This is a genomic window from Streptomyces sp. NPDC048171, assembly GCF_043202655.1.
In the GTDB taxonomy this organism is placed as follows: Bacteria; Actinomycetota; Actinomycetes; order Streptomycetales; family Streptomycetaceae; genus Streptomyces.
On sequence record NZ_JBIDAU010000016.1, the window covers coordinates 42,562 to 68,963 of the forward strand.

Here is a 26,402-nt window from a genome sequence, read left to right on the forward strand (position 1 = left end):
AGGCGGTCGCGCCGACCGTGGAGCGGGGAGGGTCAGGCGGTGGCGGGGGCTGTCTTGGACAGCGGCACCCGGGCCTTGGGCAGCGGGGCGAGGGCAGGCCGGAAGGCGGCCAGCGCGGGCACGTCGGGAGTGCCGTCCGCGTGCTTGTTGCAGATGTTCACGGCCTCGCGCAGCGTGGTGTGCGGGGCGCGGATGCGGGCCCAGCCGCCGGTCGAGTCACCGGTGACGGCGACGCCGGGGGTGTCGGTGGGGATCTGGATGGCGGCCAGGACGGCGTCGGGTGAGACGTCGCCGAAGGCCATGTTCGCGGACGTCTCGTCGTTGACTCGGTGGGCGGTGCGGCCGGTGAGCTGGGCACGGAGCATGGTGATCCCTTTGCCGAGTTCGGAGCCGAAGCGCTGCCCGCAGATTTCGAGGTAGATGCCGGCGGCGCGGCCGAGCTGGGCGAGGCGGACCAGGGCGGTGATGATGCGGTCGCGGCGCTTCTCCTCGTCCCTGCTCGCGAAAAGGGCGAGTTCGGCGACCTCGTCCACCAGGACCACGACCGGCACCGGCCGCAGGTCCTCGCGCAGGTCCCAAATATCGGCGGCGATCTCCGCATCCGGCACGGCGACACTGATGCGCTGCTCGGCCCGGATGAGCTGGTAGACGTCCTTCATGTGTCCAACGAGCGCTTCGAGGAGGTCGAGGGCGGTGTCGGGGTTGTCGGCGAGCGCGGAGAACCGGCGGGCCAGCGGGAAGAGTTCGACGCCTTGCTTGCAGTCGATGCCGACCAGGGCGACATGGTGCGGAGCGAGCCCGGCGACCAGGTTGCGCTGGTAGACGGACTTGCCGGACTCCGTGGCCCCCAGGGTCAGGCCGTGCGGGACGGCACGGTAGTCGCGGTAGTGGACTGCACCGTCTTCACGCAGCGCCACAGGGATGCGCATCGGTCGGATCTCGGCAGTGGGGGGCATCTGCACCCGCTTGAGGACGTCGTAGCCGGTCATCCGCACTTCGACCACGCCCGAGCGCAGCTCGCGGGAGGTGACGCCGTAGACGCCGAAGGAGTGGCGGAGCCGGTCGGTTGCGGCGGCCACGTCGAAGGCGTCCTGCCCCGGCTGGAGCTTGAGCCGCAGGACCAGGCCGGTACGGGTGGGCCGTAACCGCAGGATGCGCGGCGGCCGGGACTCAGGCGCCGGCCGATTCGTCATCCGGGCCAGAGCCAGCCGCCAGCGTGAGGGCGGGACCGTCAGCCCGCACGCTTCCATGACCGAGGCGTAGCGGACCAGGACCCGCACCGTCGCGACCAGGGCCCCGAAGGTGAGCCAGTACCAGGCGGGGCGCCGCCACCGCAGGAGACCCGCAGCAGCGACGACCACAACCACAGCGACCATGAGCCACGTCATGATCAGGCAGCCTTCGAGCCCGCAGCGGCCAGCGACGTGACCGCGACTGCGCGGAACGCGATGCCGTGCCGCTTCTGGCCGTTGAACTCGTTCTCCCACGGCCGGGCGATCAGACCCGTCAGCGCGACCGGGGTCCCCATGGCCAGCTCACCGGAGATACCAGTCTCCGGGACGGTCACGGACAGGATCTCGACTTCGTCGTTGGCCGCGAACATCACGTTCACGGTCATGAGCTTGGCACCGGTCTCGGCGTCGACGGCCAGCTCACCGGTCCGGCGGTCCTTCACCTTCGGCTCCGGGGTCTTGGCGACCATCACGGTTGCGGCGGAGGTGTCGACGGGGATCTGACGCACAGCGGATCACTCCTCTATAGAGGCTGGACTCCGTCACTCATGTATATGAGTGACATGAAGAAGAGTGCATCACTCCTATACATGAGTCAACCCGTCGCGACATGGAACTCGCGACGGGCTGTGGAGAGTTGAGTGGCCGTTAGTCGGCTGCTGGGATCCGGTACTCGAAAACGAACTGGTCAGCGGCCATGAGGGTGTCGCAGACCTCAACGACGAGTCCGGCAGCCGTACGGGCTTCTCGGATTAGGTGGACGACCGGGGCACCTGGGCTGAGAGCCAGTTCAGTGGCCTCCGCCTTGGAGGCCGGCCGCGCTTGCAGCGTCTCGACGAACTCGGCGAACTCGTGCCCGTGGTCTTCGAGTCGGGCGTAGATGCCACCGCCGCCGGGGTTCTCGGCGAACAGCTCTGGGATGTCCTTGACGACGTCCCACGGGAGGTAGGAGGAGGCCGTCTCGACCGGGGTGCCGTTACGGAAATAGAGGCGCCGCCGGGCAAGCACCTGAGTGCCGGCGGGGACGCCGAGCCGCTGGGCGGCATCCGCGGGGGCCTCCATAGGGCCGATGTAGAGGACGCTCACCTTGGCCGTGGCGCCGGACTGTTCGGACTCTGCGAGGTAGGCAGCCTTGCCGCCCTGGCGGAGCGAGCGCCGGAAGCGGTCGGAGGAGCGGTGCCTTACCGGCGGCCGGTCCTTCACGATCGAGCCCTTGCCGTGGCGGGTCTCGACAAGCCCGCTCGCCCGCACCTCGACCATGGCCTTGCGGATCGTGCCGCCAGAGACGCCATAGCGGTCCACCAGCTCCGATTCACTGGGGACCATGTCGCCGGGCTTGAGCACACCGGCCCGGATCTGCTGCACGATCTCGTCCGCGATCTGGACGTACCGAGGACCCGACCTGCCCCCTTCTACCGTGGTTCCCATAGTCCTTCTCTGCCTCCTATGCTCCTGTATATGAGTCAACCACAGGAAGCCACGTCGCCGCCGCTGCACTCCGTATCCGTTGCGGGAGTGGTGGTGCGCGAAGACGGGCGCCTCCTGGCGATCCGGCGAGCGGACAACGGCACGTGGGAGCTCCCCGGCGGTGTGCTCGAACTGGACGAGACCCCGGAGGCCGGCGTAGCCCGCGAGGTCTGGGAGGAGACAGGCATCCGCGTCGAGGTCGACGAGCTCACCGGCGTCTACAAGAACACGACCCGGGGCATCGTGGCCCTGGTCTTCCGCTGCAAGCCGTCCGGCGGGGTCGAGAGGACGTCCAGCGAGTCGACGGCTGTCTCGTGGCTCACGCCCGACGAGGTCAGCGAGCGCATGGCCGAGGTCTACGCGATCAGGCTTTTGGACGCCCTAGATGGCGCTGGACCCCACGTGCGGAGCCACGACGGCAAGCACCTCATCCCAGTGGGATAAGACTTTCCCTACTTCATCAAGCCCGCGCACGGCGCGGGTGCGCGCCGCCTCTACGGCGCGGCCCGCCTCCTGTCTTCGCCCCGGCTGGCCGCGCCCGGCGGCGCGCTCGGCGGCTGCGGGCATGAAGTGGGGAGACACCCTCTGTGGCTGGGGCGGTCGGCTCCACGGCTTTAGGCAGCCACTTTGGGGCGAGCCTCTAAGATCTTGGCCCCAACGTCGTGCTTTAGCGGGCAGGTCCACAGACTGCCCGACTCGCCGGAAGCTTACGGGGCCAAGATCACTCGCCCCAAAGCAGCTCCAGCCCAAAGCCGCTCCACCGACCTCGTAGCACCGCCGCAGCGCTCCAAGAGCCTTCTGGGACTACTGTCTGCTTCGAGTCGACTAGCGTTGCCCCTTCTTCCGCCAGCTTCCTGCAGGGTTACGCTCAGGCATGGACGAAGGTCGGTGAAGGCTTTCCGTGGCGCCCGCCGCGAGCCACTCTGCCCATCGATCAATGAAGTTGGAAGGATCGCCGGGGTCAAGAGCGGTAAACGGCCATGCAACTTGGTACTCGGCCATTCCGCCCCAAATAGCCTTCGCTGAATCAATCCCTGGGTCTAGGGAAAAAGGATCAACTGAATCTCGTCCAGATGTCATCAGTGGCATGATCATGAATGAAGTCTCGTACCATTGATACCTACCCTCTTCCTTGGCGTCGCAATACCATAGGGAGTGGCTGCGTCCTTCATACCCCGTCTGCGGGGATCTGAGTGAAATGCTCACTGAGGTGTGCGAGATCACATCAAATGCGGGCGGCTCCCAATCCCTCCAGGGGGCTGCAGATGTTTGCTGGTTTGCGCGCAAGATTAGAGTGGCAGCCCCAATTGTTGCGGCCCATCCAATGGGTCCCATTTCAACAAACTTGGCAATCGGAGCGGCCTCGGAGATGGCAGTTCGCAACTGACCTGCAATGCCGGCAAGGTCGCGGGTTGAGGCCTTGTAGAGCTCGGTGCGACGCTCTGCTTCTGTGCGGGCTGCGGACTCCGTGCGTGCAGCCTCTCCCTGCCGCTGCACTTCAACATGCGCCGCTTTTTGCAGTGCGGCAAGGCCGCCAGCCGGTCGGGCCTTCTCCAGCTGCGTCAAGCGACTCAGTACCGACGCTGCGCTGGGGCGGGCGCCCGGCGCCTTGTGTAGGCACTGATCAATAAGCGTTGCGATGCCTGGGCGTACTCCTGTCATAGGGGGCGGAGCAGCATGAAGATGCTGTTCGCGGAGCTTGTACATGTCGGGTCCCACAAAGGGCAAGTCTCCGGTGAGCAATTCGTACGCGATCACGCCGAGTGAATAGATATCAGTGGCGCTTTCTGCGCGCTCCTCTCGCCACCTTTCCGGGGCTGCGTACAGGGGTGAAAGTGCGAATTTATGAGTGTCCGGGGCGGTCGTAGCCTCGGCGTAGCGAGAGATACCAAAGTCAGCCAAACACCATTTACCGTCGAAGAATAGGATGTTTTCTGGCTTGATATCTCTGTGTACGACCTTGCCTGCGAGATCGGTGAGGCTTTCGGCGATGTCTTTGAGGATTGCGATGGTTTCGGACTCAGTAAGAGGCCCAGCCATCGATTCACGGTATTGGCGGAGTGACTTATCGGCTTTGGGCATCACCAGTACCCAACTGTCCGCTGTCTCCCCGCCATCAATTACAGGGACAACATTTCGAACATCTGCGAGCTGAACGAAAAGAAGTTCTCGTGCGGCTCCGGGGCTTTTAGGAATCAGTTTGGCAACCGCCAGCTGTGTGCCATTCTTGACGTCGTACACTTTACCGAAGCCGCCGCCGCCAATCAGCGTGCCAACTTTCCAGGTTGCACCATTAAGCTTGAGGTCCATCTGCTGCCTGCCCCTGATTCGTCTGAGCGTTCCTCAGTCACATAGCTAGCACAGCAATGGTCGGAGTGGAGCGGGATTTCGAAAATTGTGTGGCGTCGGTGTATGTCTCGACGGAACCATTACGTGTCGTGTGCACCTCCCGAGGTCACGCCCTGGGCCGTCCCTGGGCCGTCCGAGGCCGACCAACGCTGACAGTCGGCACCCACGGGTGACCACCCCCACCGCGCACTGGCCTGGGCCCCCGGAGTCGATCTGCGACACTGGTACAGCCATGCCTAAGCCCGGAGAACTCACATTCGTCGCCCCCCGCGGAGCCAAGAAGCCGCCGCGGCACCTTGCCGATCTCACGCCCGCCGAGCGTAAAGAGGCCGTCGTCGCTGCCGGCGAGAAGGCCTTTCGTGCGAAGCAGCTCTCGCAGCACTACTTCGCGCGGTACGCGCACGACCCCGAGCAGTGGACCGACATCCCCGCCGGTTCGCGGGAAGGGCTCCGGGAGGCGCTGCTGCCCGAGCTGATGACGGTCGTCCGGCATCTGTCGACCGACCAGGGCACCACCCGCAAGACGCTCTGGAGGCTGTTCGACGGGACGCTCGTCGAGTCGGTGCTCATGCGGTACCCGGACCGGGTGACCATGTGCATCAGCTCCCAGGCCGGCTGCGGCATGAACTGCCCGTTCTGCGCCACGGGGCAGGCCGGCCTGGACCGGAACCTGTCGACGGCCGAGATCGTCCACCAGATCGTGGACGGGATGCGGGCGCTCAGGGACGGCGAGGTCCCCGGAGGTCCGGCCCGGCTCAGCAACATCGTGTTCATGGGCATGGGCGAGCCCCTGGCCAACTACAACCGGGTCGTCGGCTCCATCCGCCGGCTCACCGACCCGGAGCCGGACGGGCTGGGGCTCTCCCAGCGCGGCATCACCGTCTCCACGGTCGGTCTCGTCCCGGCGATCAACCGCTTCACCGGCGAGGGCTTCAAGTGCCGCCTCGCCATCTCGCTGCACGCCCCCGACGACGAGCTGCGCGACACCCTCGTCCCCGTCAACACGCGCTGGAAGGTGCGTGAGGTGCTGGACGCCGGGTTCGAGTACGCCGCGAAGTCGGGGCGCCGGCTGTCCATCGAGTACGCGCTGATCCGGGACATCAACGACCAGGCGTGGCGGGGCGACCGCCTCGGGCGGCTGCTCAAGGGCCGGCCGGTGCACGTCAACCTCATCCCGCTCAACCCCACGCCCGGCTCGAAGTGGACCGCGTCGCGGCCCGAGGACGAGAAGGCGTTCGTGGAGGCGATCGCGGCGCACGGTGTGCCGGTGACGATCCGGGACACCCGTGGCCAGGAGATCGACGGGGCGTGTGGTCAGCTCGCCGCGAGCGAGCGGTAACCTGACCGGCGTCAGTACATCGCCACAGTAACCACATCTTCATATTCCGACAGGGGAGCGCCACAGCGCTGAGAGTGCGGCACCGGCCGCAGACCCTCCGAACCTGGCCCAGGTCATTCTGGGTAGGGAGATCGGTCACCACTCGAGCTGTTGCGCCCTGCCCGGGACCCTCGCCAGGGGTCGCGGGCGGGGCCGCGTCTTCTCCTGGTCACCCAGGAGGAATCAGTGAGCATCACCAAGAAGGTCACCGTCCTGGCCGTCGGTCTCGGCATGGCCGGCGGCCTGGCCGCCTGCGGGTCGTCGTCCGACGAAGGGCAGGGATCCGGCGACTCCAAGACCGTGACCCTGGTCAGCCATGACTCGTGGGCCGCTTCGAAGGAGGTCATCGCCGCCTTCGAGAAGAGCTCCGGCTACAAGGTCAAGGTCCTGGAGGACGGCGACGCCGGGCAGGCCGTCAACAAGGCCATCCTCACCAAGGACAACCCGCAGGGCGACGTCTTCTTCGGCGTCGACAACACCCTGCTCTCCCGCGCCCTCGACAACGGGCTGTTCCAGCCGTACGAGGCGAAGGGCTCCGACCTGGTCCAGCCCGCGTACCGGGCCGACCAGGACGAGCACCGGGTCACGCCCGTCGACACCGGTGACGTCTGCGTCAACTACGACAAGGCGTACTTCAGCAAGCACGAGCTGACCCCGCCGGACTCCTTCGACGACCTGGTCAAGCCGGAGTACAAAGACCTGCTCGTCACCGAGAACGCGGGCAGTTCCTCGCCCGGCCTGGGCTTCCTGCTCGGCACCGCCGCCAAGTACGGGGACGGGGGCTGGGAGGGCTACTGGAAGAAGCTGAAGGCGAACGGCGTCAAGGTCGTCGACAGCTGGGAGCAGGCCTACAACGAGGAGTTCTCCGGCTCGGCCGGGGGCAAGCAGGCCAAGGGCGACCGTCCGCTCGTCGTCTCCTACGCCTCCTCGCCGCCCGCCGAGGTGATCTACGCCGACCCGCAGCCGTCCACCGCGCCCACGGGCGTCGCCGACGGCACCTGCTTCCGCCAGGTCGAGTACGCCGGCCTGCTGAGCAACGCCAGGAACCCCGAGGGCGGCAAGGCACTCCTCGACTTCCTCATCGGCAAGCAGTTCCAGGACGACATGCCGCTGAACATGTTCGTGTACCCGGTGCGGGAGGGCGCGCAAATCCCCGAGGCGTTCGTGAAGTACGGGCCGCAGGCCAAGGACCCGCAGACCATGGAACCGGCGAAGATCGCCGACAATCGCGACCAGTGGGTCAAGTCGTGGACCTCGCTCGTACTGAAGTAGGCAAGGGAGCCCCCAGGGCTCGGAACCCGCGCGGGAGCGCGGCGCGGCTCGCCCTGATGGTCGTGCCCGTCGCGTTCTTCGCGGTGTTCTTCGCCTACCCCGTCGCCGCGATCGTCGCGCGCGGCCTGGAGGTCGACGGTGCCTGGCAGTTCGGCCGGATCGGCGACGTGCTCGCCCAGTCCGACGTGCGGCACGTGCTGTGGTTCACCACCTGGCAGGCGCTGGCCTCCACCGCGCTCACCCTGCTGATCGCACTGCCCGGCGCCTACGTCTTCGCCCGCTTCGACTTCCCCGGCAAGCAGTTGCTGCGGGCGGTGGTGACCGTGCCGTTCGTCCTGCCGACGGTCGTCGTGGGGACGGCGTTCCTGGCCCTGGTGGGGCGCGGCGGGCTGCTCGACGAGCTGTGGGGCGTACGGCTGGACACCACCGTGTGGGCCATCCTGCTCGCGCACGTCTTCTTCAACTACGCCGTCGTCGTGCGCACCGTGGGCGGCCTGTGGGCCCAGCTCGACCCGCGGCAGGAGGAGGCCGCGCGGATGCTCGGCGCCTCCCGCCCGAGGGCCTGGCGGCAGGTCACGCTGCCCGCGCTCGCTCCCGCGGTGGCGGCCGCCGCGCTGATGGTGTTCCTGTTCACCTTCACCTCCTTCGGCGTCGTGCAGATCCTGGGCGGACCCGCCTTCTCCACCCTGGAGGTGGAGATCTACCGGCAGACGTCCCAGGTCTTCGACCTGTCCACGGCCGCCGTGCTGACGCTGATCCAGTTCATGGCGGTCGCCGCGGTCCTCGCCGTGCACGCCTGGACGGTGCGGCGGCGGGAGAGCACCCTGCGGCTGGTGGACGCCGCCACGACCGCGCGCAGGCCCCGGGGCACGGGCCAGTGGGCGCTGCTGGCAGGGGTCCTGGGCACCGTCGCCCTGCTGCTGGTGCTGCCGCTCGCCGTGCTGGTCCAGCGGTCGCTCGGCGCACCCGGCTTCGGCTACTACCGGGCGCTGACCAGTGCCGACGGCGGCACCTTCCTCGTCCCGCCGATCGAGGCCATCGGCAACTCCCTCCAGTACGCCGTCGCCGCCACCGCCATCGCCGTGGTGATCGGCGGTCTCGCCGCCGCCGCGCTCACCCGACGGGACGCCGGCCGCTTCGTGCGGGGCTTCGACGCGCTGCTGATGCTGCCGCTCGGGGTGTCCGCCGTGACCGTCGGTTTCGGGTTCCTGATCGCGCTGGACGAACCGCCGCTGGACCTGCGCTCCTCCTGGATCCTGGTGCCGCTCGCCCAGGCGCTGGTCGGTGTCCCCTTCGTCGTACGGACCATGCTGCCCGTACTGCGGGCGGTGGACGGTCGGCTGCGGGAGGCGGCGGCGGTGCTCGGGGCGTCGCCCTGGCGGGTGTGGCGCGAGGTGGACCTGCCGATGGTGCGGCGGGCCCTGCTGGTCGCCGCCGGGTTCGCCTTCGCCGTGTCCCTCGGGGAGTTCGGCGCGACCGTGTTCATCGCGCGGCCCGACAATCCGACGCTGCCGGTCGCCGTGGCGCGGCTGCTGGGCAGGCCCGGGGACATGAACTACGGCCAGGCCATGGCCCTTTCGACGATTCTGATGCTGGTGTGCGCCGTGGCGCTGGTGGCGCTGGAGCGGCTGCGCACCGACCGGAGCGGGGAGTTCTAGAGATGCGACTGGCTGTGCGGGTGATCCGGCGATGCTGCTGAACCTCGAGGGCGCGACCGTCCGCTTCGGCGGGCGGGCCGTGCTGGACGCCGTCGACCTGGAGGTCGCCGAGCACGAGGTGGTGTGCGTGCTCGGGCCAAGCGGCAGCGGCAAGTCGACGCTGCTGCGCGCGGTGGCCGGGCTCCAGCCGCTGGACGCCGGGCGGGTGACGCTCGACGGGCGGGACCAGGCCGGGGTGCCCGCGCACCGGCGCGAGCTGGGCCTGATGTTCCAGGACCATCAGCTCTTCCCGCAGCGGGACGTGGCCGGAAACATCGCCTTCGGGCCCCGGATGCGGGGCGCGTCCCGCACCGAACAGCGGGACCGGGTGGAGGAGTTGCTGGAGCTGGTCGGACTGCCGGGCGCCGGACGCCGGTCCGTCGCCGCGCTCTCCGGCGGCGAGCAGCAGCGGGTGGCCCTCGCCCGGGCGCTCGCGCCCCGGCCCCGGCTGCTGATGCTGGACGAGCCGCTCGGTCAGCTCGACCGCTCGCTGCGGGAGCGTCTCGTGGTCGAACTGCGGGAGCTGTTCGGCCGGTTGGGCACCACGGTGCTCGCCGTGACGCACGACCAGGGCGAGGCGTTCGCGCTCGCCGACCGGGTCGTGGTGATGCGGGACGGACGGATCGCCCAGTCGGGGACGCCGCTCGAGGTGTGGCAGCGGCCGGCCGACGCCTTCGTGGCCCGTTTCCTCGGCTTCGACAACGTGGAGGAGGCGACCGTCGCCGGGCAGGTCGCGGACACCCCGTGGGGCAAGGTCCCGGTCCCCGAGGACGCCCTCCAGGGGACGCGGACGGTGCTCGTGCGGCCGGCCGGGGTGCGGATCGTCGCCGCCGACGCGGGCCTGCCCTGCACGGTCGCGGCCCGCACCTTCCGGGGCACCCATGTCGCCGTGCGCCTCCAGCCGGAGGACGCGCCGCGCCTGGAGGCGGCGTGCGCGCTGCGGGCGGCACCGGAGGTCGGGGACGCGGTCGGCGTGGAGTTCGAAGCGGCTGAGGTCGTCGTGCTCGGCTGAGCGCCGGCCCGCGACGGGCGGCGCTCCCCGGACATGACGGTGGCCCGCCCCCGAACCGGGGACGGGCCACCGCCGCTGTCCATCTGTGTGCGGGCGTCAGCGGGTGCTGTTCGCTCCGCGACGGCGCAGGCCGAAGAAGACGGCACCGCCACCGACGACGACCAGGGCCGCCGCGATGCCGGCGATCATGCCGGTGTTGGAGTTGGCACCGGTCTCGGCGAGGTTGGAGTCACCGGCCGCCGGGGACGGGGCGTTGCTCGGCGCGGCCGCCGGCGCCGTGCTCTGCTCCTCCGTCGGCGCGGGGGCCGAGGTGGACGGCTCGGGGGCCGGGCTCTCCGTCTCGTCGGACGGGGTCGAGGAGCTCTCCGACGGGCTCGGGCTCGGAGTGTCCTCGGTCTTGCAGGGGGTCGACGGGGTCACGAGGTTCGGCTTGATGTCCTCGTCGACGTACCGGTCGGCCTTGACGTGGATGCGGTACTCGGCGTTCGGCTTCCAGTCCGCGGCGAAGGTGATGGTGCTGCCCTCGCGCGAACCCTTGACCGTCTGCTCGCCGATCTTCTCGGCGTCGGCACCGTTGTTCTGCAGGTAGACGGAGACGACGGCGGGGATGCCGGCGGGGTCCACGTCGGTGACGGTGATGACACCCTTGTCGCCTTCGCACTTGGCGGCGGCGGAGAACTCGCTGATGTCGCAGGCGAGGGCGTTGCCGGCGGCACCGACGGCCAGGGCCGCCGAGGCGGCGACGACGCCGAGGGCGCGGACGCTACGGCGTGATGCCGTGCGGCTGATTATGGACAGGACTGCCACGATTGTCCTTTACGGGAGCACAGATGGGGGGTGGGCAGGGTGCCGACGCCCGATGACACGGCATCAGCACACCCATGAGCCTCACTGGTTTATAAGCGGTGCATAAGCAGTGTCAACGCATATGCCAGCCAAGCGCGTTGACTTTGCCGTCTTATTAACCGCCGACACGTTTCAGCGTGTCGGGAGGTGCCTCGGCCCCCTGCCGGCTCAGCCCTCGACCGCCGCCGGGTCCATCCACACGACCTCGAAGGTGTGGCCGTCGACGTCGTCGAAGGCGCGGCCGTACATGAAGCCGTGGTCCTGGGTCTCGCCGCTGACCGAACCGCCCGCCGCGACCGCCTTCTCCACCAGCTCGTCGACCTTCTCGCGGCTCTCGGCGCTCAGCGCGAGGAGCACCTCGCTGGACTTGCCGGAGTCCACGATCTCCTTCTTCGTGAACTGGCGGTACTTCTCCGGCGTGTGCACCATCACGACGATGGTCTCGCTGAGCGGGATCGAGGCCGTGGTGTCATCGCTGAACTGGGCGTTGATCTCGTAGCCGAGACCGGTGAAGAACTTCTTCGAGGCGGCCAGGTCGTTGGTGGCCAGGTTCACGAAGATCATCTGCTGGTACATGAGGGCCTCTCCCGTAAGTGCGCTGCCGTTGCCGTGCTGTTCGAAGGGTTAGACGTACGGCGGGCGCGGAACTCATCGCCGTTTCGTGGATCTCTTCGAGAATTTTCTCGCGGGTGCCGCGAGGACGTCAGCGGGACAGGGGAAGCGCCGCCAGTTCCGCGACGATCAGGGTCAGCGCACCGAACAGGGCGAGCAGCGCTGCTGCGCGTACGGCGGCCGCGGCGCGCAGGGTCGCCGGGGGCGCCCCCAGCCGCAGCAGGGCGTCGGTGGTGTCCGCGCGGGCGTGCTTGGCCTCCACGGCCGCGGTGAGGAGGGTGGCCACCGTGCAGCCGGCCACGAGGAGGGCGCCCAGGGTGCTCAACGCGCCGAAGTCCGGGCCGTCGGCGGCGTACAGCGAGGTGGCCACGTAGGCCGCGGCGGCCACCGCGCAGACGACGCCGAGGGGGCGGCCGATGCGGTGCGCCTCGTCCATGAGGACGCGCCCGGCCAGCAGCCGCAGGGCGCCGGGCCGGGCGGCCTGGAGGAGGCGGCCGCACAGGTGGGTGAGGCCGGGGCCGGCGAGGGCCAGGCCCAGGGCGGTGAGGGCCCAGCCGATGAGCACGCCGGCCGACGGGGTGGCGTCGGGGGTGGTGGCCGGGTGCCCGGTGTAGGTCTCGACGGCGAGGCCCGCGGCGAGTACGGCGATGCCCCAGGGCAGGACGGTGGTGTTCGGCGGGCGGGGTGCCGGGAGGGCGGGGGCGGAGTCCTGCGCGGGCGGGGGGCCGTCCGGGTCCGCCGCCGGGTCGCCGTCACCGGCCCGCGTCAGCAGGGCGGCTCCGCCGGAGGGGGCGTCCGAGGACTCGGCGGAACCGGCGGCCGCCTGCCGGGCCGCGGGCGCAGGGGCACCGGCCTGAGCCGGGGACGACGTCCAGCGGGCGCCGAAGCGGCCGTAGGCACCGAAGGTCTCCCGGGCCTTGCCCCAGCCGTACGCCCCGAAGCGGCCGTAGCCGCGGGCGCCGGCGGCCGGGGCGCGGCGCGGCTCGCGGGGGCGCAGGGAGTACGCGACCGCGGCCGAGGCGGCGGCCGGGACCAGGGCCAGCAGCGTCAGGATCGCCGGGGCCGGGAGGGACTGGCCGACGGCCAGCGCCCCGGCCGGGACGCGGTCGGAGGGCGGGCCCGTCAGGTCGCCGCGCAGGTGGAGGAAGAGCAGCAGGGCCGCCACCGAGCCGAACGCGCCCGACAGGGCCGTGGTCGTCGCCGAGACGGCCATCAGCCGGCCCGGCCCGAGGCCGATCGCGGACAGCCCCGAGCGGGGCCGGGTGCCGGGGTCGGTGCGGGCCACGGCGACCGCGAGGTACACGGTGGCGGCGAGCGGCGCCGCGCACCAGGCGAGGCGGAGGGCGGAGGAACCGGGCGTGTCCGGATGGCTCATCGCGTGTCCGAACGCGCACAGCAGCAGGAAGCCCGTGCCCGCCGAGGCCACCGCGACCAGCAGACGGCGCAGGTGGACGGCGAGATGGGCGGCGCGGGTCAGGCGGAGAGCGAGCACGCGGCCCGGCCTTCCGTTCCGGAGGCCCCGGCGGCGCCTGTGGCCACCGTGGTCTCGGCGAGCGGGGGCAGATGTACGGTCCGGACCCGTCGTCCGTCCAGCAGCGCCACCGCGCGGTCCGCCAGGCCGGCGGTCTGCGCCTCGTGCGTCGCGAGGACGACGGTGATGCCGTGCGAGCGGGCCGCCGTGGTGAGGGTGCGCAGCACCTGGGCGCGGTCGGCGCGGTGCAGCGGCGCCGTGGGCTCGTCGGCGAAGAGGACCGCGGGGGCGACGGCCAGCGCGCGGGCGATGCAGACACGCTGCCGCTCGGCCTGCTGGAGGTCCCGTGGCCGTCGCCGTGCCTTGTCGCCGACGTCGAGGCGGTCCAGCCACTCCAGGGCGGCGGTCTTGGCGCGGCGCCGGCCGGTGCCGCGCAGCATGAGGGGGAGGGCGGCGTTCTCCCAGGCGTTCAGCTCCGGGACCAGCACGGGCGCGGGGTCGATCCAGCCGAAGCGGTCGCGGCGCAGCCGTTCGCGGCTGAGCGGTCCCATGGTGTGCACCGGCACGCTGTTGAACCACACCTCGCCGTCCTGCGGCCGGACCAGTCCGGACAGGCAGCGCAGCAGCGTGGTCTTGCCGCTTCCGCGCGGGCCGCTCACGGCGAGGATCTCGCCCTCGCGGACGCCGAGCGACACGCCTTGAAGCGCGGGGGAGCCGTCCTGGTGCTGGAAGTGCAGGGCGCGGGCCCAGAGCACGTCGTTGTCCGGCGGGGCCTCCATGGGCGTCACCTCGGTTCTGATCCGTGTTTCCCCGGTCACGTTCCCCCGTCCGGGGGAACGAGGAGGGGGCCGATCGGTCACTGGGCACGGTAGGGAGTCGCCGCGGGGGAAGCCGGAAAGCACGCGGCCCCGGGCCGCCGTTCTCACTCGAACGGACGGCACCGGGGCTCGTGGTGATCTTCTGGAACTACCGGATGATCATCTGGACGGATGATCAGAGCTTCGTCCACGCCTCCGTGAGCGTGGCGCGCAGGATCTGCTCGATCTCGTCGAAGGTCTCCTGGTTGGAGATCAGCGGCGGGGCCAGCTGGATGACCGGGTCGCCGCGGTCGTCGGCACGGCAGTACAGGCCGTTCTCGAAGAGCTTCTTGGAGAGGAAGCCGTACAGGACGCGCTCGGTCTCCTCGTCGGTGAAGGACTCCTTGGTGTTCTTGTCCTTGACCAGCTCGATGCCGTAGAAGAAGCCGTTGCCGCGGACGTCGCCGACGATCGGCAGGTCGTGCAGCTTCTCCAGGGTGGCGCGGAAGGCGCCCTCGTTGTCGAGCACGTGCTGGTTGAGGCCCTCGCGCTCGAAGAGGTCGAGGTTGGCGATGCCGACCGCGGCGGAGACCGGGTGGCCGCCGAAGGTGTAGCCGTGCAGGAAGGTGTTGTCGCCCTTGTAGAACGGCTCGGCCAGGCGGTCGGAGATGATGCAGGCGCCGATCGGGGAGTAGCCCGAGGTCATGCCCTTGGCGCAGGTGATCATGTCCGGGACGTACCCGAACTTGTCGCACGCGAAGGTCGTGCCCAGGCGGCCGAAGGCGCAGATGACCTCGTCCGAGACGAGCAGCACGTCGTACTGGTCGCAGATCTCGCGCACCCGCTGGAAGTAGCCGGGCGGGGGCGGGAAGCAGCCGCCCGCGTTCTGCACGGGCTCCAGGAAGACGGCCGCGACCGTCTCCGGGCCCTCGAAGAGGATCTGCTGCTCGATCTGGTCGGCGGCCCAGCGGCCGAAGGCCTCGGGGTCGTCGCCGAAGATCGGGGCACGGTAGATGTTGGTGTTCGGCACCTTGTGCGCGCCCGGGACGAGCGGCTCGAAGGGCGCCTTGAGGGCGGGCAGGCCGGTGATGGACAGGGCGCCCTGCGGGGTGCCGTGGTAGGCGACCGCGCGGGAGATGACCTTGTGCTTGGTCGGCTTGCCGGTCAGCTTGAAGTACTGCTTGGCGAGCTTCCAGGCGGTCTCGACCGCCTCGCCGCCGCCGGTGGTGAAGAAGACCTTGTTGAGGTCGCCGGGGGCCTCGTTCGCGAGGCGCTCGGCCAGCTCGACGGCCTTCGGGTGGGCGTAGGACCAGATCGGGAAGAAGGCCAGCTCCTGTGCCTGCTTCGAGGCGGTCTCCGCCAGCTCCTGGCGGCCGTGTCCGGCCTGGACCACGAACAGGCCGGCGAGACCGTCGAGGTAGCGCTTGCCCTTGTCGTCGTAGATGTGGGTGCCCTCACCGCGGACGATGGTGGGGACGGGGGCGTTCTCGTACGACGACATGCGGGTGAAGTGCATCCACAGGTTGTCGTACGCGGTCCTGCTGAGGTCCTTGGGGCTGTCGGTGCTCACGATTATCGGGTTCCCCACATATAGGTCTGCTTCTTGAGCTTCATATAGACGAAGCTCTCGGTGGAGCGCACGCCGGGCACGGCCCGTATGCGTCGGTTGATGACCTCCAGGAGGTGGTCGTCGTCCTCGCAGACGACCTCCACCATCAGGTCGAACGAGCCCGCGGTCATCACCACGTACTCGCATTCGGACATGGCCGTCAGCGCGTCGGCGACCGACTCCACGTCGCCCTCCACGTTGACACCGACCATCGCCTGGCGGCGGAAGCCCACGGTGAGCGGGTCCGTCACGGCGACGATCTGCATCACGCCCTGGTCGAGCAGCTTCTGGACGCGCTGGCGCACCGCGGCCTCGGAGAGGCCCACGGCCTTGCCGATGGCGGCGTACGGCCGGCGGCCGTCCTCCTGGAGCTGTTCGATGATGGCGAGGGAGACGGCGTCCAACTGGGGACCGCCGTTCCTGGACTCGCGGGAGTCCTTCGGGTCTGCGCTTCGACTGGCCACGGGTTCACTGTGCACGACGTCTCGACAGTTTCGCAAGGCCGTATCGATGAAATCCGTTGTCTAGGTGGTTTCAGTCTGCGGATTTCGCAATCAAGGGGCGATCGGGGGTGTTGAAAACGTCGGTGCACGGATTAGGGTGGGTGTCTCAGTGATTGGACACCCAACCTTGGAGGGCCGGCAGTGAGCACCGAGCTGCGTCGTCTGCGCAATTACATCGACGGTGAGTTCCGGGACGCCGCCGACGGACGGACCACGGAGGTGGTCAACCCCGCCACGGGAGAGGCCTACGCGACCGCGCCCCTGTCCGGACAGGCGGACGTGGACGCGGCCATGGCGGCCGCCGCCGCGGCCTTCCCGGCCTGGCGCGACCTGGTACCGGCCGAGCGGCAGAAGGCCCTGCTGAAGATCGCCGACGCGTTCGAGGAGCGGGCCGAGGAGCTGATCGCGGCCGAGGTGGAGAACACGGGCAAGCCCATCGGGCTGACCCGCTCCGAGGAGATCCCGCCGATGGTCGACCAGATCCGCTTCTTCGCGGGTGCGGCGCGGATGCTGGAGGGCCGCAGCGCGGGTGAGTACATGGAGGGCCTGACCTCCATGATCCGCCGCGAGCCGATCGGCGTCTGCGCGCAGGTCGCCCCCTGGAACTACCCGATGATGATGGCCGTGTGGAAGTTCGCCCCGGCGCTCGCCGCGGGCAACACGGTCGTCCTCAAGCCGTCGGACACCACCCCGGCGTCCACGGCCCTGATGGCCGACATCATCGGCTCGATCGTGCCCAAGGGCGTCTTCAACGTCGTCTGCGGCGACCGCGACACCGGCCGCCTGATGGTCGAGCACGAGACCCCGGCGATGGCCTCCATCACCGGCTCCGTGCGGGCCGGCATGTCGGTCGCCGAGTCCGCGTCGAAGGACCTCAAGCGGGTCCACCTGGAGCTGGGCGGCAAGGCCCCCGTCGTCGTCTTCGAGGACACCGACATCCCCAAGGCCGTCGAGGACATCTCGACCGCGGGCTACTTCAACGCCGGCCAGGACTGCACGGCGGCCACCCGCGTGCTCGTCCACGAGTCGATCCACGACGAGTTCGTGAGCGCGCTCGCCAAGGCCGCGTCCGAGACGAAGACCGGCCGGCCGGACGACGAGGACGTGCTGTACGGGCCGCTCAACAACCCGAACCAGCTCAAGCAGGTCACCGGGTTCATCGAGCGCCTGCCCGCGCACGCCAAGGTCGAGGCGGGCGGCCACCGCGTCGGCGACAAGGGCTACTTCTACGCCCCGACCGTCGTCTCCGGTCTCAAGCAGGACGACGAGATCATCCAGAAGGAGGTCTTCGGCCCCGTCATCACCGTCCAGTCCTTCCGCGACGAGGAGCAGGCGGTCGAGTGGGCCAACGGCGTCGAGTACGCGCTGGCCTCCTCGGTGTGGACCAAGGACCACGGCCGCGCGATGCGGATGTCCAAGAAGCTGGACTTCGGATGTGTGTGGATCAACACCCACATCCCGCTGGTCGCGGAGATGCCGCACGGCGGCTTCAAGAAGTCCGGCTACGGCAAGGACCTGTCGTCGTACGGCTTCGACGACTACACGCGGGTCAAGCACGTGATGACGTCGCTGGACGCCTGACACCCCGGTTCGCCCACCGCGGCCCCGGACGGGAATCCCGTCCGGGGCCGCGGTGCGTGCATCGTGCACGCGCCCCGGTCGACAGGGTGTCGGGCCTGGCCGAAGGCGCTCGACGCAGCGTCGATTGTCCCGGTGGGCACGGGCGCGGGATCCTGCGGCCATGCCCCTGCTCCCGAGGACGCCCTCGATCTCCCGCCGGTCCCTGCTGCGCGGCCTGGGCGGCGGCGCCGCGCTCGGCGCGCTGGCCGGCTGCGGTGTGCCGGCCGCGTACGTCGCGCCGGGCGACCGCGCCGCCGCCGACCGGTCCGCCGCCGAACGCCGGCTGACCTGGGCGAACTGGCCGCTGTACATCGACACCGACGACGAACACCCGAGCCGGCGGCCCACGCTGGAGGCGTTCGAGGACCGGACGGGCATCTCCGTCGACTACATCGAGGAGATCAACGACAACGACGAGTTCTTCGGCAAGATCAGCCCGTCCCTGATGAACCACCAGTCCACCGACCGCGACCTGATCGTCATCAGCGACTGGATGTGCGGCCGGTTCGTCCGGCTCGGCTGGGTGCAGGAGATGGACCGCTCCCGGCAGCCGAACGTCACCAAGTACCTGGACCCGCTGCTGCGTTCGCCCGCCTTCGACCCCGGCCGCAAGTACACCGTGCCCTGGCAGTCGGGCATCACCGGCATCGCCTACAACCGCCGCCGTCTGGGCCGGGAGATCCGGCACGTGTCCGACCTGTGGGCGACCGACCTCAAGGGACGGGTGACCCTGCTGTCCGGCATGGACGAGGCGTTCGCCCTGTTGATGCAGGGCGACGGGGTGGACATCACCGACTGGCGGACGGACGACTTCCACACGATGTGCGACCTGGTGGAGAAGCAGGTCGGCAAGGGCCAGATCCGCCGCTTCACCGGCAACGACTACATCAAGGACCTCTCCAGCGGGGACGTGCTGGCCTGCCAGGCGTACTCGGGTGACGTGATCCAGCTCCAGGCCGACGACCCGGACATCGAGTTCGTCGTCCCGGAGGAGGGCGCCGAGCTGTGGGCCGAGTCGCTGATGATCCCCAACCTGGCCCGCCACAAGGGCAACGCCGAGCGGCTGATCGACTACTACTACCAGCCCGAGGTCGCCGCCGAGCTGGCCGCCTGGGTCAACTACGTCTGCCCGGTCCCCGCCGCCCGGGGCGTGCTCGCCTCCTCCGACGACCCGGACACGGCCGCCCTCGCCGAGGACCCGCTGATCTTCCCGGACGACAGGATGCGCGAGCGCCTCAGGATCGCCCGGGACATCGGGGCGGGGGAGCGGGCGGAGTTCGCGAAGCGGTGGAACGGGATCGTCGGGGTGTAGCAGACTGACGGGGTGGATAATTCATCGAGTGGTGAAAAACGCTCGTCGGAAGTCGGCGGCGCGGTCACGCTCGGGCTGCTGGCCGCCTGGGCCCTGCACGATGCCGAGGAACTGGCGACCATGCCGGGCTGGTGGCGCCGCAATCTGCCACTCCTGCGCGAGCGGTTCCCCACGGTGCCGGAGGGCGTCTGGCGGCGGGCCGGGTCGGTCGACGGGCGGGAGTTCGCCGTGGCGGTCGGGGCGATGGCCGCGGTCGTGGCCTCAGCGTCCGTCGCGGGACGGCTGACCGGCGGGCGGTCGGCCACGTACCAGACCGCACTCGACGCCTTCGGCCTGCACGGCCTGGTCCACCTCGCGCAGGCGGGACTCGTCCGCGGCTACACGCCCGGGTCGGTCACCTCTCCGCTGGTCGTCGTCCCGTTCACCCTCTGGGCCCGGCACCGGCTGCGCCGCGCCGGTGTGCTGCGGCCCACGCGCCCGCGCGACCTCGCCCTGGGGCTGGGGTTCGCGGGCGCGGCGACGGTCGCGGCGCACACCGTGGCGCGGCGGCTGACGGGGGCTACTTCAGCGCGGCCGCGGTGATGCCGTCGACGACCGGGTTGCGCTCCGCGCTCTTGGCGTCGGTGGAGTTGACCGAGTGGACGAGGGTGCGGCTCAGGTCCCGGGTGCCGCCGATGAGGGCGCTGTAGCCGTAGCGGGAGCCCGACTTGCCCCAGAACATCTGGCCGCCCACCTTCTTGTACTCCAGGCCCGCGCTGCGGGTTGCCTCCGGGAGGCCCGCCGGAGTCGTGAACATCTCCTCCAACTGCGGCTGCGGCACGATCCGTTCCGAGAACAGCCCCGTGAGCAGCCGCTCCAGGTCGGCGGTGGTCGAGATCATGTCGCCGGCCGCCCAGCGGTCCGCCTGGTTCCACTCGGTCACGTCGACCAGTTCCGTCGTCCCGTCGGGCCGTTCCACCTTCTGGTAGCCCCGGTTGTGCGGACCCCGGATGCGGGGGTCGGTGCCGGGGAAGTAGGTGTGGCGCATGCCGGCCGGGCGCAGGACGAGCCGGGTGGCCTCGGCGGCGTACGTGCGTCCCGTCACCTTCTCGATCAACAGGCCGAGGACCGTGTAGTTGATGTTCAGGTAGCGCTGCTGGTCCCCGGGGTCGAACTCCGGTCCCTTAGCGATCGCCGACGCCGCGACCCGCTGCGGGGTGAGCGTGTCGAAGCGGTGGGCGTACACCTCCTCGAAGTCCTCGCCGAGGCTGTCTCCCGCCTGGATGCCGCTGGTGTGGTTCAGCAACTGGCGCACGCTGATCGGCTTCCGGAACTCGGGCGTGAAGAGGCCGGGCAGGTAGCGCTGTACCGGCGCGTCCAGGTCCACCCTGCCCTCCGCCGCCAGCCGCAGCACGGTGGCGGCGGTGACGACCTTGGTGATCGACCCGGCCCGGAAGCGGGCGTTCGCGCGTGCCGGGCGCTCAGTGGCCAGGTCGCGCACGCCCCCGCTGCCGCGCCAGGTCTCGCCGGTGGCGCCGACTCGCACGAGGGCGGCGGTGGCGTGCTGGTCCGGGACCGCGTCGACGGCGGCGCGCAGCGCGGCTTCGTCCAGAACGTCCGACCCGTTCGTGCCCTCCGTTCTGTGCCCGGGACCGGAGGCCGCTGACGCGTTGGGGGAGGGCGGGGTGGCGAAGGCGGGCGCCGCCAGTGGGCCGGCGGCGAGGGCGAGCACGAGGGAAGCGGCAAGGACGGAAGAGGTACGGGCACGCATCGACGGCTCCAGTGGGTCCGGGCGGGAAGGTCGATGATCATCCTCGTGCGCCGCGCCCCGTCGGGAATCGTCGGTGAGGAGGGCGCGGGCCCCGGGCCCGGACTCCGGGAAGTCCCCCACGAGTGGGGGGACTTGTGCGGGATCGCCCCTACGGGCGCCGACCCGCCCCGTCACGCAGCGCGCACAGCACGTCGATCCGGTTGGTCGTGATCGAGTCGGCGCCCAGGGCGATCAGCCGGCGCATGGTGCGGCGGGTGTCGGGGGTCCACACCGACAGCAGGTAGCCGTCGGCGTGGACGCGGTCGGCCAGGGCACGGTCGACCAGGCCGAAGCGGTAGTTGAGCCACCGCGGCCGGACCGCCGCCAGCAGGCCGGCCCGGGGCGGGGCCGACGTCGTCCAGGTCAGGGCGATCTCGGCGGCCGGGTCGGCGGCGCGTACGGCGAGCATGGCGACGGGCCCCGCCGTGTAGTACACGCGGTCCTCGGCCCCGCACTCGCGGACCACGTCCACGATGCGCCGGACCGCCCGCTCGCCGGGCGCCCCCGGCAGGTCGAGCATCAGCCTGCCGCCGTCGGTCGCGGCCAGCGCCTGGGCGAGGGTCGGCACCCCGCCCGCGGTGAGCCCCCGCACCTCCTCGGCCGACAGCGAGCGCAACGGCCGCTCGTGGTCCCACAGCCGCTTCAGCGTCTCGTCGTGCAGCAGCACGGGCACGCCGTCCCGGGTGAGGCGTACGTCGGTCTCGACCGCGTCCGCGCCGCGGTCGAGGGCGGAGCGCAGCGAGTCGAGCGTGTTCTCGCGGTGCCGGTACGGGTCGCCGCGATGGGCCACGGCGGTCACGTCGCGCAGGGGAGGATGCATGGGGCCGCCCGCCTCAGGAGGAGAGCCAGGAGGCGGTGTACGTGTCGATCTCGTCCTTGATCCGTGCCTTGCCCGGCGCGTCCAGGAACGACGCCTCGACCCCGTCCTTCGCCAGGCCGGCGAGGCCCCGCTCGTCCAGGCCGAGGAGCCGGGCGGCGACGGCGTACTCGTTGTTGAGGTCGGTGCCGAACATCGGCGGGTCGTCGGAGTTGATCGTCACCAGGACTCCGGCGCGCACGAACTCCTTGATCGGGTGCTCGTCGAGGGTGCGCACCGCGCGGGTGGCGATGTTCGAGGTCGGGCACACCTCCAGCGGGATGCGCCGCTCGGCGAGGTGGGCCAGCAGCTTCGGGTCCTGGGCGGAGCTGGTGCCGTGGCCGATGCGCTCCGCGCGCAGGTCGGTGAGGGCGTCCCAGACGGTCTGCGGGCCGGTGGTCTCGCCGGCGTGCGGCACCGAGTGCAGTCCGGCGGCGATCGCCCGGTCGAAGTACGGCTTGAACTGCGGCCGGCCGACCCCGATCTCGGGCCCGCCCAGGCCGAAGGAGACCAGGCCCTCCGGGCGCAGCCGGTCGTCCGTGGCGAGCCGCGCGGTCTCCTCCGCCGACTCGAGCCCCGCCTCGCCGGGGATGTCGAAGCACCAGCGCAGTACGGTCCCGAACTCGGCCTCCGCAGCCTTGCGGGCGTCCTCGATCGCGTCCATGAAGGCGCGCTCGTCGATGCCGCGCCGGGTGGAGGAGAACGGGGTGATGGTCAGCTCGGCGTACCGCACCTGCTGCCGGGCCAGTTCCCGGGCCACCTCGTAGGTCAGCAGCCGGACGTCCTCGGGGGTGCGGATCAGGTCCACGACGGACAGGTACACGTCGATGAAGTGCGCGAAGTCCGTGAAGGTGAAGTAGTCGGCCAGGGCCTCGGGGTCGGTGGGGACCTTGGAGTCGGGGTGGCGCGCGGCCAGCTCCGAGACGATGCGCGGGGAGGCGGAACCGACGTGGTGGACGTGCAGTTCGGCCTTCGGCAGTCCGGCGATGAAGGCGTGCAGGTCACGCGGGACGTCGGGGTCGACGAGGTGCTCGGTCAAGGGTGTTCCTCCCCACAGCGGCGTCCCGGGCCGGCGTGGGCCGGCGGGGCGCGGGTGATCGGCTGATCGGTGACTCGGGATCATCGTAGGCCGGGCCCGTGCCGGACGGGGACGGGCCGTAGCATGACGGGACGTTCGACTGAGGGGGACCCGCACATGCCCGACGACGCGCAGCCGCCGAGAAACGACCCGCGGCACACGCCTCAGGTTCCCGGGAACGATCCGGCACCCGGGCCGGCCGCGCCCGGCACCCCTGCCGACGACGGCCCCTCCGCGGGCGCCACCGCACCGGCCCCCCGGGTCGGCCTCGACAAGCCGCACACGCCGGAAGCGCCGACGGCCCCCGGTGGTCCGGCCACCCCCGACCCCTGGGCCCCGCCCGCGGACACCGCCCCCGCGGCCGACGGCGGACCCGGCGCGACCGTCGCTGCCCACGACGGCGCGTCCTGGCCGCCCCCGTCCGTCCACGACCAGCAGACGGTCACGTCCATGCCGGCCGCGGAGCCTCCGCGGTGGGCCGCCCCGTCCGCCCCCGCCAACCCCTTCGCGGCACCGGACCCGACGGCCGCCGCGAGCACCGGCGCACCCAACCCCTTCGCGCCGCCGGTCACGCCGCCGCCGTACGCCCAGGACCGGCAGCCGGTCCCGCCGCCGCCCATCGCGCCGGACGGCCCCGGCCAGGTCCCCTACGGCTACCCGGGCCCGGTCGGCTACGGGCATCCCGGCCCGGCCGGATACCCCGGTGCGCAGCCGCACGGCTACTACGGCTGGTCCGGGATGGGGCCGATGCCGAGCAACGGCATGGGCACCACCGGCCTCGTCCTCGGCATCATCGCCGCCGTCGGCTTCTGCCTCTGGCCGCTCGCGATCGTCGTGGGCATCCTCGGAATCGTCTTCGGCTCCCTCGGCCGCGCGAAGGCGAACCGGGGAGAGGCCACCAACGCGGGCCAGGCGCTGGCGGGGGTCATCTGCGGAATCGTCGGCGTGGTCCTGGGCGTGGGCTTCGGGCTGCTGGTGATCCTCGCGCCCTGAAGGCCCGGCTTCGCGCCGCACGGCTTCCGCGCTGCCCCGTGTCGCGCCGCACGGCATCGCGCCGCACGACATCGCGTGGCCCCGCATCGCGTCGCCCCGAACGGGGACGGTGGCCTGGACGGACGCTCTCCGCCGGGCGTCAGTCCGACGCTCGGGCCCGCAGCCGCTCCCGCGCCCCCATCAGCGCGAACCCCAGCAGATTCGCCCCCCGCCACCGCTCCGGGTCCGTCGCCGCCTCGTCGGAGGCGGGGAGGCCGATGCCCCAGACGCGGTCCACCGGGCTCGCCTCGACCAGGACTCTGTCGCCCGTGTCCAGCAGGAAGGCGCGCAGCGCCGGGTCCGAGGCGAACTTGTGGGTGCTGCCCTCGACGACGATCGCGAAGCGTTCCCGCTGCCACACCGCCTCATCGAAGCCGCGGACCAGCCGGCCTTCCTTCTTGGCCTCGGCGGGATGGCCGGCGGCCAGGACGCGGCGCTCGGCCTCCGGGTCCTCGAAGAGTCTGGCCTTGGCGGCCATCATCCAGTGCTCGGCCGTCGCGTACTCCACGCCGGCGACGGTGAACGGCGACGGCCACCACTGGCTCAGGCAGCCCGGTCCGACGCGGCCGTCGGGGAGCGGCCGGTGGCCCCAGAAGCAGAGGTACTTGATCCGGGCGCCCGCGCGGACCCGGCCGAGCAGCGCCTCCCTGCTGTCGATGACGTCGGCCTTCGGTGCCGCCCCCGTGATCCTGTCCATGCACGCGAGTCTGGCACGCGCCACTGACACTCCGTCCGTGCTTTTCCGTGGCGACTCGACACCTGGTCGACAGATTCCGTCGCGTAACCAAATGGCAACAACGGAATCACTTGTTGGAGCCCTAGTGCTCTGTCAGGATCGGCACTCACATCGAGCCTGAGCCACGCCGGCCCCCGCCACGGGGAGACCGAGGAGAGCCGACATGCACAACCCGGGCAACGCCACCCCGGACCGATTCCCGGCCCAGGACCGCTTCGCGGACGGGGCCCAGTACATCGCGGGCCGCCTGACGAAGGGCACCTCCGGGCGTACGCACACCGTCGTCGATCCGGCGACCGGCGAGGACGTCCTGACCTACGAGCTGGCCGGTCCCGACGACGTCGACGCGGCCGTCGCCGCCGCGCGGGAGGCGTTCCCGGGGTGGGCGGGCGCCACGCCCGGTGAGCGCTCCGACGCCCTGCACCGGTTCGCCGCCGTCCTCGCCGACCGCGCCGAGGACTTCGCCCGCGCGGAGTCCCTCCAGTGCGGCAAGCCGCTGAAGCTGACCCGCGAGTTCGACGTGCCCGGCAGCATCGACAACGCGGCCTTCTTCGCCGGCGCCGCCCGGCACCTCCAGGGCCAGTCGGCGGGGGAGTACTCCGGCGACCACACCTCGTACGTGCGCCGCGAGCCGATCGGCGTGGTCGGGTCCATCGCGCCCTGGAACTACCCGCTCCAGATGGCCGCCTGGAAGATCCTCCCGGCGATCGCCGCGGGCAACACCATCGTGCTGAAGCCCGCCGAGATCACGCCGCTGACCTCCCTGATGTTCGCCGAGGCCGCGACGGCCGCCGGCATCCCGGACGGCGTGATCAACATCGTCAGCGGCACCGGGCGGGAGGCCGGCGAGCACCTGGTCGCCCACCCCGACGTGGCCATGACCTCCTTCACCGGGTCCACCGCGATCGGCAAGCGGGTCGCCGAGGTCGCCACCGCCACCGTCAAGCGCCTGCACCTGGAGCTGGGCGGCAAGGCGCCCTTCCTCGTCTTCGACGACGCCGACCTGGACGCCGCCGTGCACGGCGCGGTCGCCGGCGCGCTGATCAACACCGGCCAGGACTGCACCGCCGCCACGCGCGCGTACGTGCAGCGGCCCCTGTACGAGGCGTTCGTCGAGAAGACCGCCGCCCTCATGGAGACCGTGCGGGTCGGCGACCCCTTCGCGCCGGGCACCGACCTCGGCCCGCTGGTCAGCCACGTCCAGCGGGACCGTGTCGCCGGGTTCGTCGACCGGGCGCGCTCCTACGCGCGCGTGGTGGCCGGCGGCGAGGCACCGCAGGGCGACCTCAAGGACGGCGCCTTCTACCGGCCCACCCTCATCGCCGACGCCGCGCAGGACAGCGAGGTCGTCCAGTCCGAGATCTTCGGTCCCGTCCTGGTCGTGCTGCCCTTCGACGGCGACGACGAGGGCATCCGGCTGGCCAACGACACGCCGTACGGTCTCGCCGCCTCCGCCTGGAGCCGGGACGTGTACCGGGCGAACCGCGCCACCCGCGAGATCAAGGCGGGCTGTGTGTGGATCAACGACCACATTCCGATCATCAGCGAGATGCCGCACGGCGGATACAAGGCGTCCGGCTTCGGCAAGGACATGTCGGCCTACTCCTTCGAGGAGTACACACAGGTCAAGCACGTCATGTTCGACAACACCGCGGTGGCGGCCAAGGACTGGCACCGCACCGTCTTCGGGGACCGATAGTCACGTCGAGAGGCCGCCGACCACGGCCGACCCAC

The 26,402-nt window shown here is 70.7% G+C and carries 24 protein-coding genes and 1 riboswitch; of the genes, 10 read left to right on the top strand and 14 right to left on the bottom strand.

Going from position 1 to position 26,402, the window contains the following annotated elements:
- Positions 1-32 precede the first annotated feature (32 nt).
- From ACGF3J_RS34935 to ACGF3J_RS34945, 3 genes are all read right to left on the bottom strand, one after another.
- Complete coding sequence (locus tag ACGF3J_RS34935; RefSeq protein WP_393855582.1) at positions 33-1,388, bottom strand: FtsK/SpoIIIE domain-containing protein; 1,356 nt, start codon at positions 1,386-1,388, stop codon at positions 33-35.
- Between the two features lie 2 nt (positions 1,389-1,390).
- On the bottom strand, positions 1,391-1,741 hold the full coding sequence (locus ACGF3J_RS34940) for a hypothetical protein (protein WP_107476561.1): 351 nt from the start codon (positions 1,739-1,741) through the stop codon (positions 1,391-1,393).
- Between the two features lie 139 nt (positions 1,742-1,880).
- Positions 1,881-2,660, bottom strand: a complete 780-nt coding sequence (locus ACGF3J_RS34945) for a GntR family transcriptional regulator (protein ID WP_210985264.1) — start codon at positions 2,658-2,660, stop codon at positions 1,881-1,883.
- 18 nt (positions 2,661-2,678) lie between these two features.
- On the opposite strand from ACGF3J_RS34945, the gene ACGF3J_RS34950 reads away from it, so the two are divergent.
- Complete coding sequence (locus tag ACGF3J_RS34950) at positions 2,679-3,143, top strand: NUDIX hydrolase (RefSeq protein WP_176153578.1); 465 nt, start codon at positions 2,679-2,681, stop codon at positions 3,141-3,143.
- Between the two features lie 381 nt (positions 3,144-3,524).
- Here the strand turns inward: ACGF3J_RS34950 and ACGF3J_RS34955 are convergent, their stop codons facing one another.
- Positions 3,525-5,009, bottom strand: a complete 1,485-nt coding sequence (locus ACGF3J_RS34955; protein WP_393855583.1) for a serine/threonine-protein kinase — start codon at positions 5,007-5,009, stop codon at positions 3,525-3,527.
- Positions 5,010-5,280: 271 nt separating this feature from the next.
- Between ACGF3J_RS34955 and rlmN the strand changes: the two genes are divergently transcribed.
- The 4 genes from rlmN (at position 5,281) to ACGF3J_RS34975 (ending at position 10,407) form a co-directional block, all read left to right on the top strand.
- Positions 5,281-6,387 carry a 23S rRNA (adenine(2503)-C(2))-methyltransferase RlmN gene (gene rlmN / locus ACGF3J_RS34960; protein WP_393855584.1) on the top strand — a complete coding sequence of 369 codons (1,107 nt, stop codon included), beginning with the start codon at positions 5,281-5,283 and terminating at the stop codon, positions 6,385-6,387.
- Between the two features lie 41 nt (positions 6,388-6,428).
- Positions 6,429-6,534, top strand: a riboswitch (TPP riboswitch).
- Between the two features lie 78 nt (positions 6,535-6,612).
- Complete coding sequence (locus ACGF3J_RS34965) at positions 6,613-7,698, top strand: thiamine ABC transporter substrate-binding protein (RefSeq protein WP_161326006.1); 1,086 nt, start codon at positions 6,613-6,615, stop codon at positions 7,696-7,698.
- Positions 7,674-9,356, top strand: coding sequence for an iron ABC transporter permease (locus ACGF3J_RS34970; protein WP_161326033.1), 1,683 nt, complete (start codon positions 7,674-7,676; stop codon positions 9,354-9,356). The genes ACGF3J_RS34965 and ACGF3J_RS34970 overlap by 25 nt, the downstream gene beginning before the upstream one ends.
- 31 nt (positions 9,357-9,387) lie before the next feature.
- Entirely contained in the window at positions 9,388-10,407 is a 1,020-nt protein-coding gene (locus ACGF3J_RS34975) for an ABC transporter ATP-binding protein (protein ID WP_393855585.1), read from the top strand.
- A 96-nt stretch (positions 10,408-10,503) separates the two neighbouring features.
- Here ACGF3J_RS34975 and ACGF3J_RS34980 read toward each other — a convergent pair whose 3' ends face one another.
- The 6 genes from ACGF3J_RS34980 to ACGF3J_RS35005 all read right to left on the bottom strand — a co-directional run bounded on the left by ACGF3J_RS34980 (position 10,504) and on the right by ACGF3J_RS35005 (position 16,221).
- A complete protein-coding gene (locus ACGF3J_RS34980; RefSeq protein ID WP_393855586.1) occupies positions 10,504-11,214 on the bottom strand; it encodes an LAETG motif-containing sortase-dependent surface protein in 711 nt (236 codons plus the stop codon).
- Positions 11,215-11,421: 207 nt separating this feature from the next.
- Positions 11,422-11,829 carry a VOC family protein gene (locus ACGF3J_RS34985; RefSeq protein WP_161328180.1) on the bottom strand — a complete coding sequence of 136 codons (408 nt, stop codon included), beginning with the start codon at positions 11,827-11,829 and terminating at the stop codon, positions 11,422-11,424.
- A 127-nt stretch (positions 11,830-11,956) separates the two neighbouring features.
- Positions 11,957-13,357: a hypothetical protein gene (locus tag ACGF3J_RS34990; protein ID WP_393855587.1), complete on the bottom strand. Its 1,401-nt coding sequence runs from the start codon at positions 13,355-13,357 to the stop codon at positions 11,957-11,959.
- Positions 13,339-14,115 (bottom strand): ABC transporter ATP-binding protein, encoded by a 777-nt coding sequence (locus ACGF3J_RS34995; protein WP_161328386.1) that lies wholly within the window; start codon positions 14,113-14,115, stop codon positions 13,339-13,341. Before ACGF3J_RS34995 ends, ACGF3J_RS34990 begins: the two co-directional genes overlap by 19 nt.
- A 214-nt stretch (positions 14,116-14,329) precedes the next feature.
- Positions 14,330-15,703, bottom strand: coding sequence for an aspartate aminotransferase family protein (locus ACGF3J_RS35000; protein WP_161328385.1), 1,374 nt, complete (start codon positions 15,701-15,703; stop codon positions 14,330-14,332).
- 2 nt (positions 15,704-15,705) lie between these two features.
- Positions 15,706-16,221, bottom strand: a complete 516-nt coding sequence (locus tag ACGF3J_RS35005) for an Lrp/AsnC family transcriptional regulator (RefSeq protein WP_122615146.1) — start codon at positions 16,219-16,221, stop codon at positions 15,706-15,708.
- Positions 16,222-16,386: 165 nt separating this feature from the next.
- Between ACGF3J_RS35005 and ACGF3J_RS35010 the strand changes: the two genes are divergently transcribed.
- The 3 genes from ACGF3J_RS35010 to ACGF3J_RS35020 all read left to right on the top strand — a co-directional run bounded on the left by ACGF3J_RS35010 (position 16,387) and on the right by ACGF3J_RS35020 (position 19,759).
- Positions 16,387-17,826: a gamma-aminobutyraldehyde dehydrogenase gene (locus ACGF3J_RS35010; RefSeq protein WP_393855588.1), complete on the top strand. Its 1,440-nt coding sequence runs from the start codon at positions 16,387-16,389 to the stop codon at positions 17,824-17,826.
- A 160-nt stretch (positions 17,827-17,986) separates the two neighbouring features.
- The gene (locus ACGF3J_RS35015; RefSeq protein ID WP_393855589.1) at positions 17,987-19,177 is read left to right on the top strand and encodes a spermidine/putrescine ABC transporter substrate-binding protein; all 1,191 of its coding nucleotides are present in this window, start codon (positions 17,987-17,989) and stop codon (positions 19,175-19,177) included.
- A 12-nt stretch (positions 19,178-19,189) separates the two neighbouring features.
- Positions 19,190-19,759 (top strand): HXXEE domain-containing protein, encoded by a 570-nt coding sequence (locus tag ACGF3J_RS35020; protein WP_393855590.1) that lies wholly within the window; start codon positions 19,190-19,192, stop codon positions 19,757-19,759.
- Here the strand turns inward: ACGF3J_RS35020 and ACGF3J_RS35025 are convergent.
- The 3 genes from ACGF3J_RS35025 to ACGF3J_RS35035 all read right to left on the bottom strand — a co-directional run bounded on the left by ACGF3J_RS35025 (position 19,737) and on the right by ACGF3J_RS35035 (position 22,861).
- Positions 19,737-20,927, bottom strand: a complete 1,191-nt coding sequence (locus tag ACGF3J_RS35025) for a serine hydrolase domain-containing protein (protein ID WP_393855591.1) — start codon at positions 20,925-20,927, stop codon at positions 19,737-19,739. The two genes, ACGF3J_RS35020 and ACGF3J_RS35025, sit on opposite strands and share 23 nt — an antisense overlap.
- A gap of 148 nt (positions 20,928-21,075) precedes the next feature.
- Positions 21,076-21,786: a glycerophosphodiester phosphodiesterase gene (locus tag ACGF3J_RS35030; protein WP_161328381.1), complete on the bottom strand. Its 711-nt coding sequence runs from the start codon at positions 21,784-21,786 to the stop codon at positions 21,076-21,078.
- 13 nt (positions 21,787-21,799) lie between these two features.
- Positions 21,800-22,861: an adenosine deaminase gene (locus ACGF3J_RS35035; protein WP_161328380.1), complete on the bottom strand. Its 1,062-nt coding sequence runs from the start codon at positions 22,859-22,861 to the stop codon at positions 21,800-21,802.
- 156 nt (positions 22,862-23,017) lie between these two features.
- Between ACGF3J_RS35035 and ACGF3J_RS35040 the strand changes: the two genes are divergently transcribed.
- Positions 23,018-23,893 (top strand): hypothetical protein, encoded by an 876-nt coding sequence (locus ACGF3J_RS35040; RefSeq protein ID WP_393855592.1) that lies wholly within the window; start codon positions 23,018-23,020, stop codon positions 23,891-23,893.
- A gap of 139 nt (positions 23,894-24,032) precedes the next feature.
- On the opposite strand, the gene ACGF3J_RS35045 is transcribed toward ACGF3J_RS35040, so the two are convergent.
- The gene (locus tag ACGF3J_RS35045; protein ID WP_393855593.1) at positions 24,033-24,629 is read right to left on the bottom strand and encodes an NADAR family protein; all 597 of its coding nucleotides are present in this window, start codon (positions 24,627-24,629) and stop codon (positions 24,033-24,035) included.
- Positions 24,630-24,831: 202 nt separating this feature from the next.
- Between ACGF3J_RS35045 and ACGF3J_RS35050 the strand changes: the two genes are divergently transcribed.
- Complete coding sequence (locus tag ACGF3J_RS35050; protein ID WP_161330786.1) at positions 24,832-26,367, top strand: gamma-aminobutyraldehyde dehydrogenase; 1,536 nt, start codon at positions 24,832-24,834, stop codon at positions 26,365-26,367.
- The last annotated feature ends 35 nt before the right edge of the window (positions 26,368-26,402 follow it).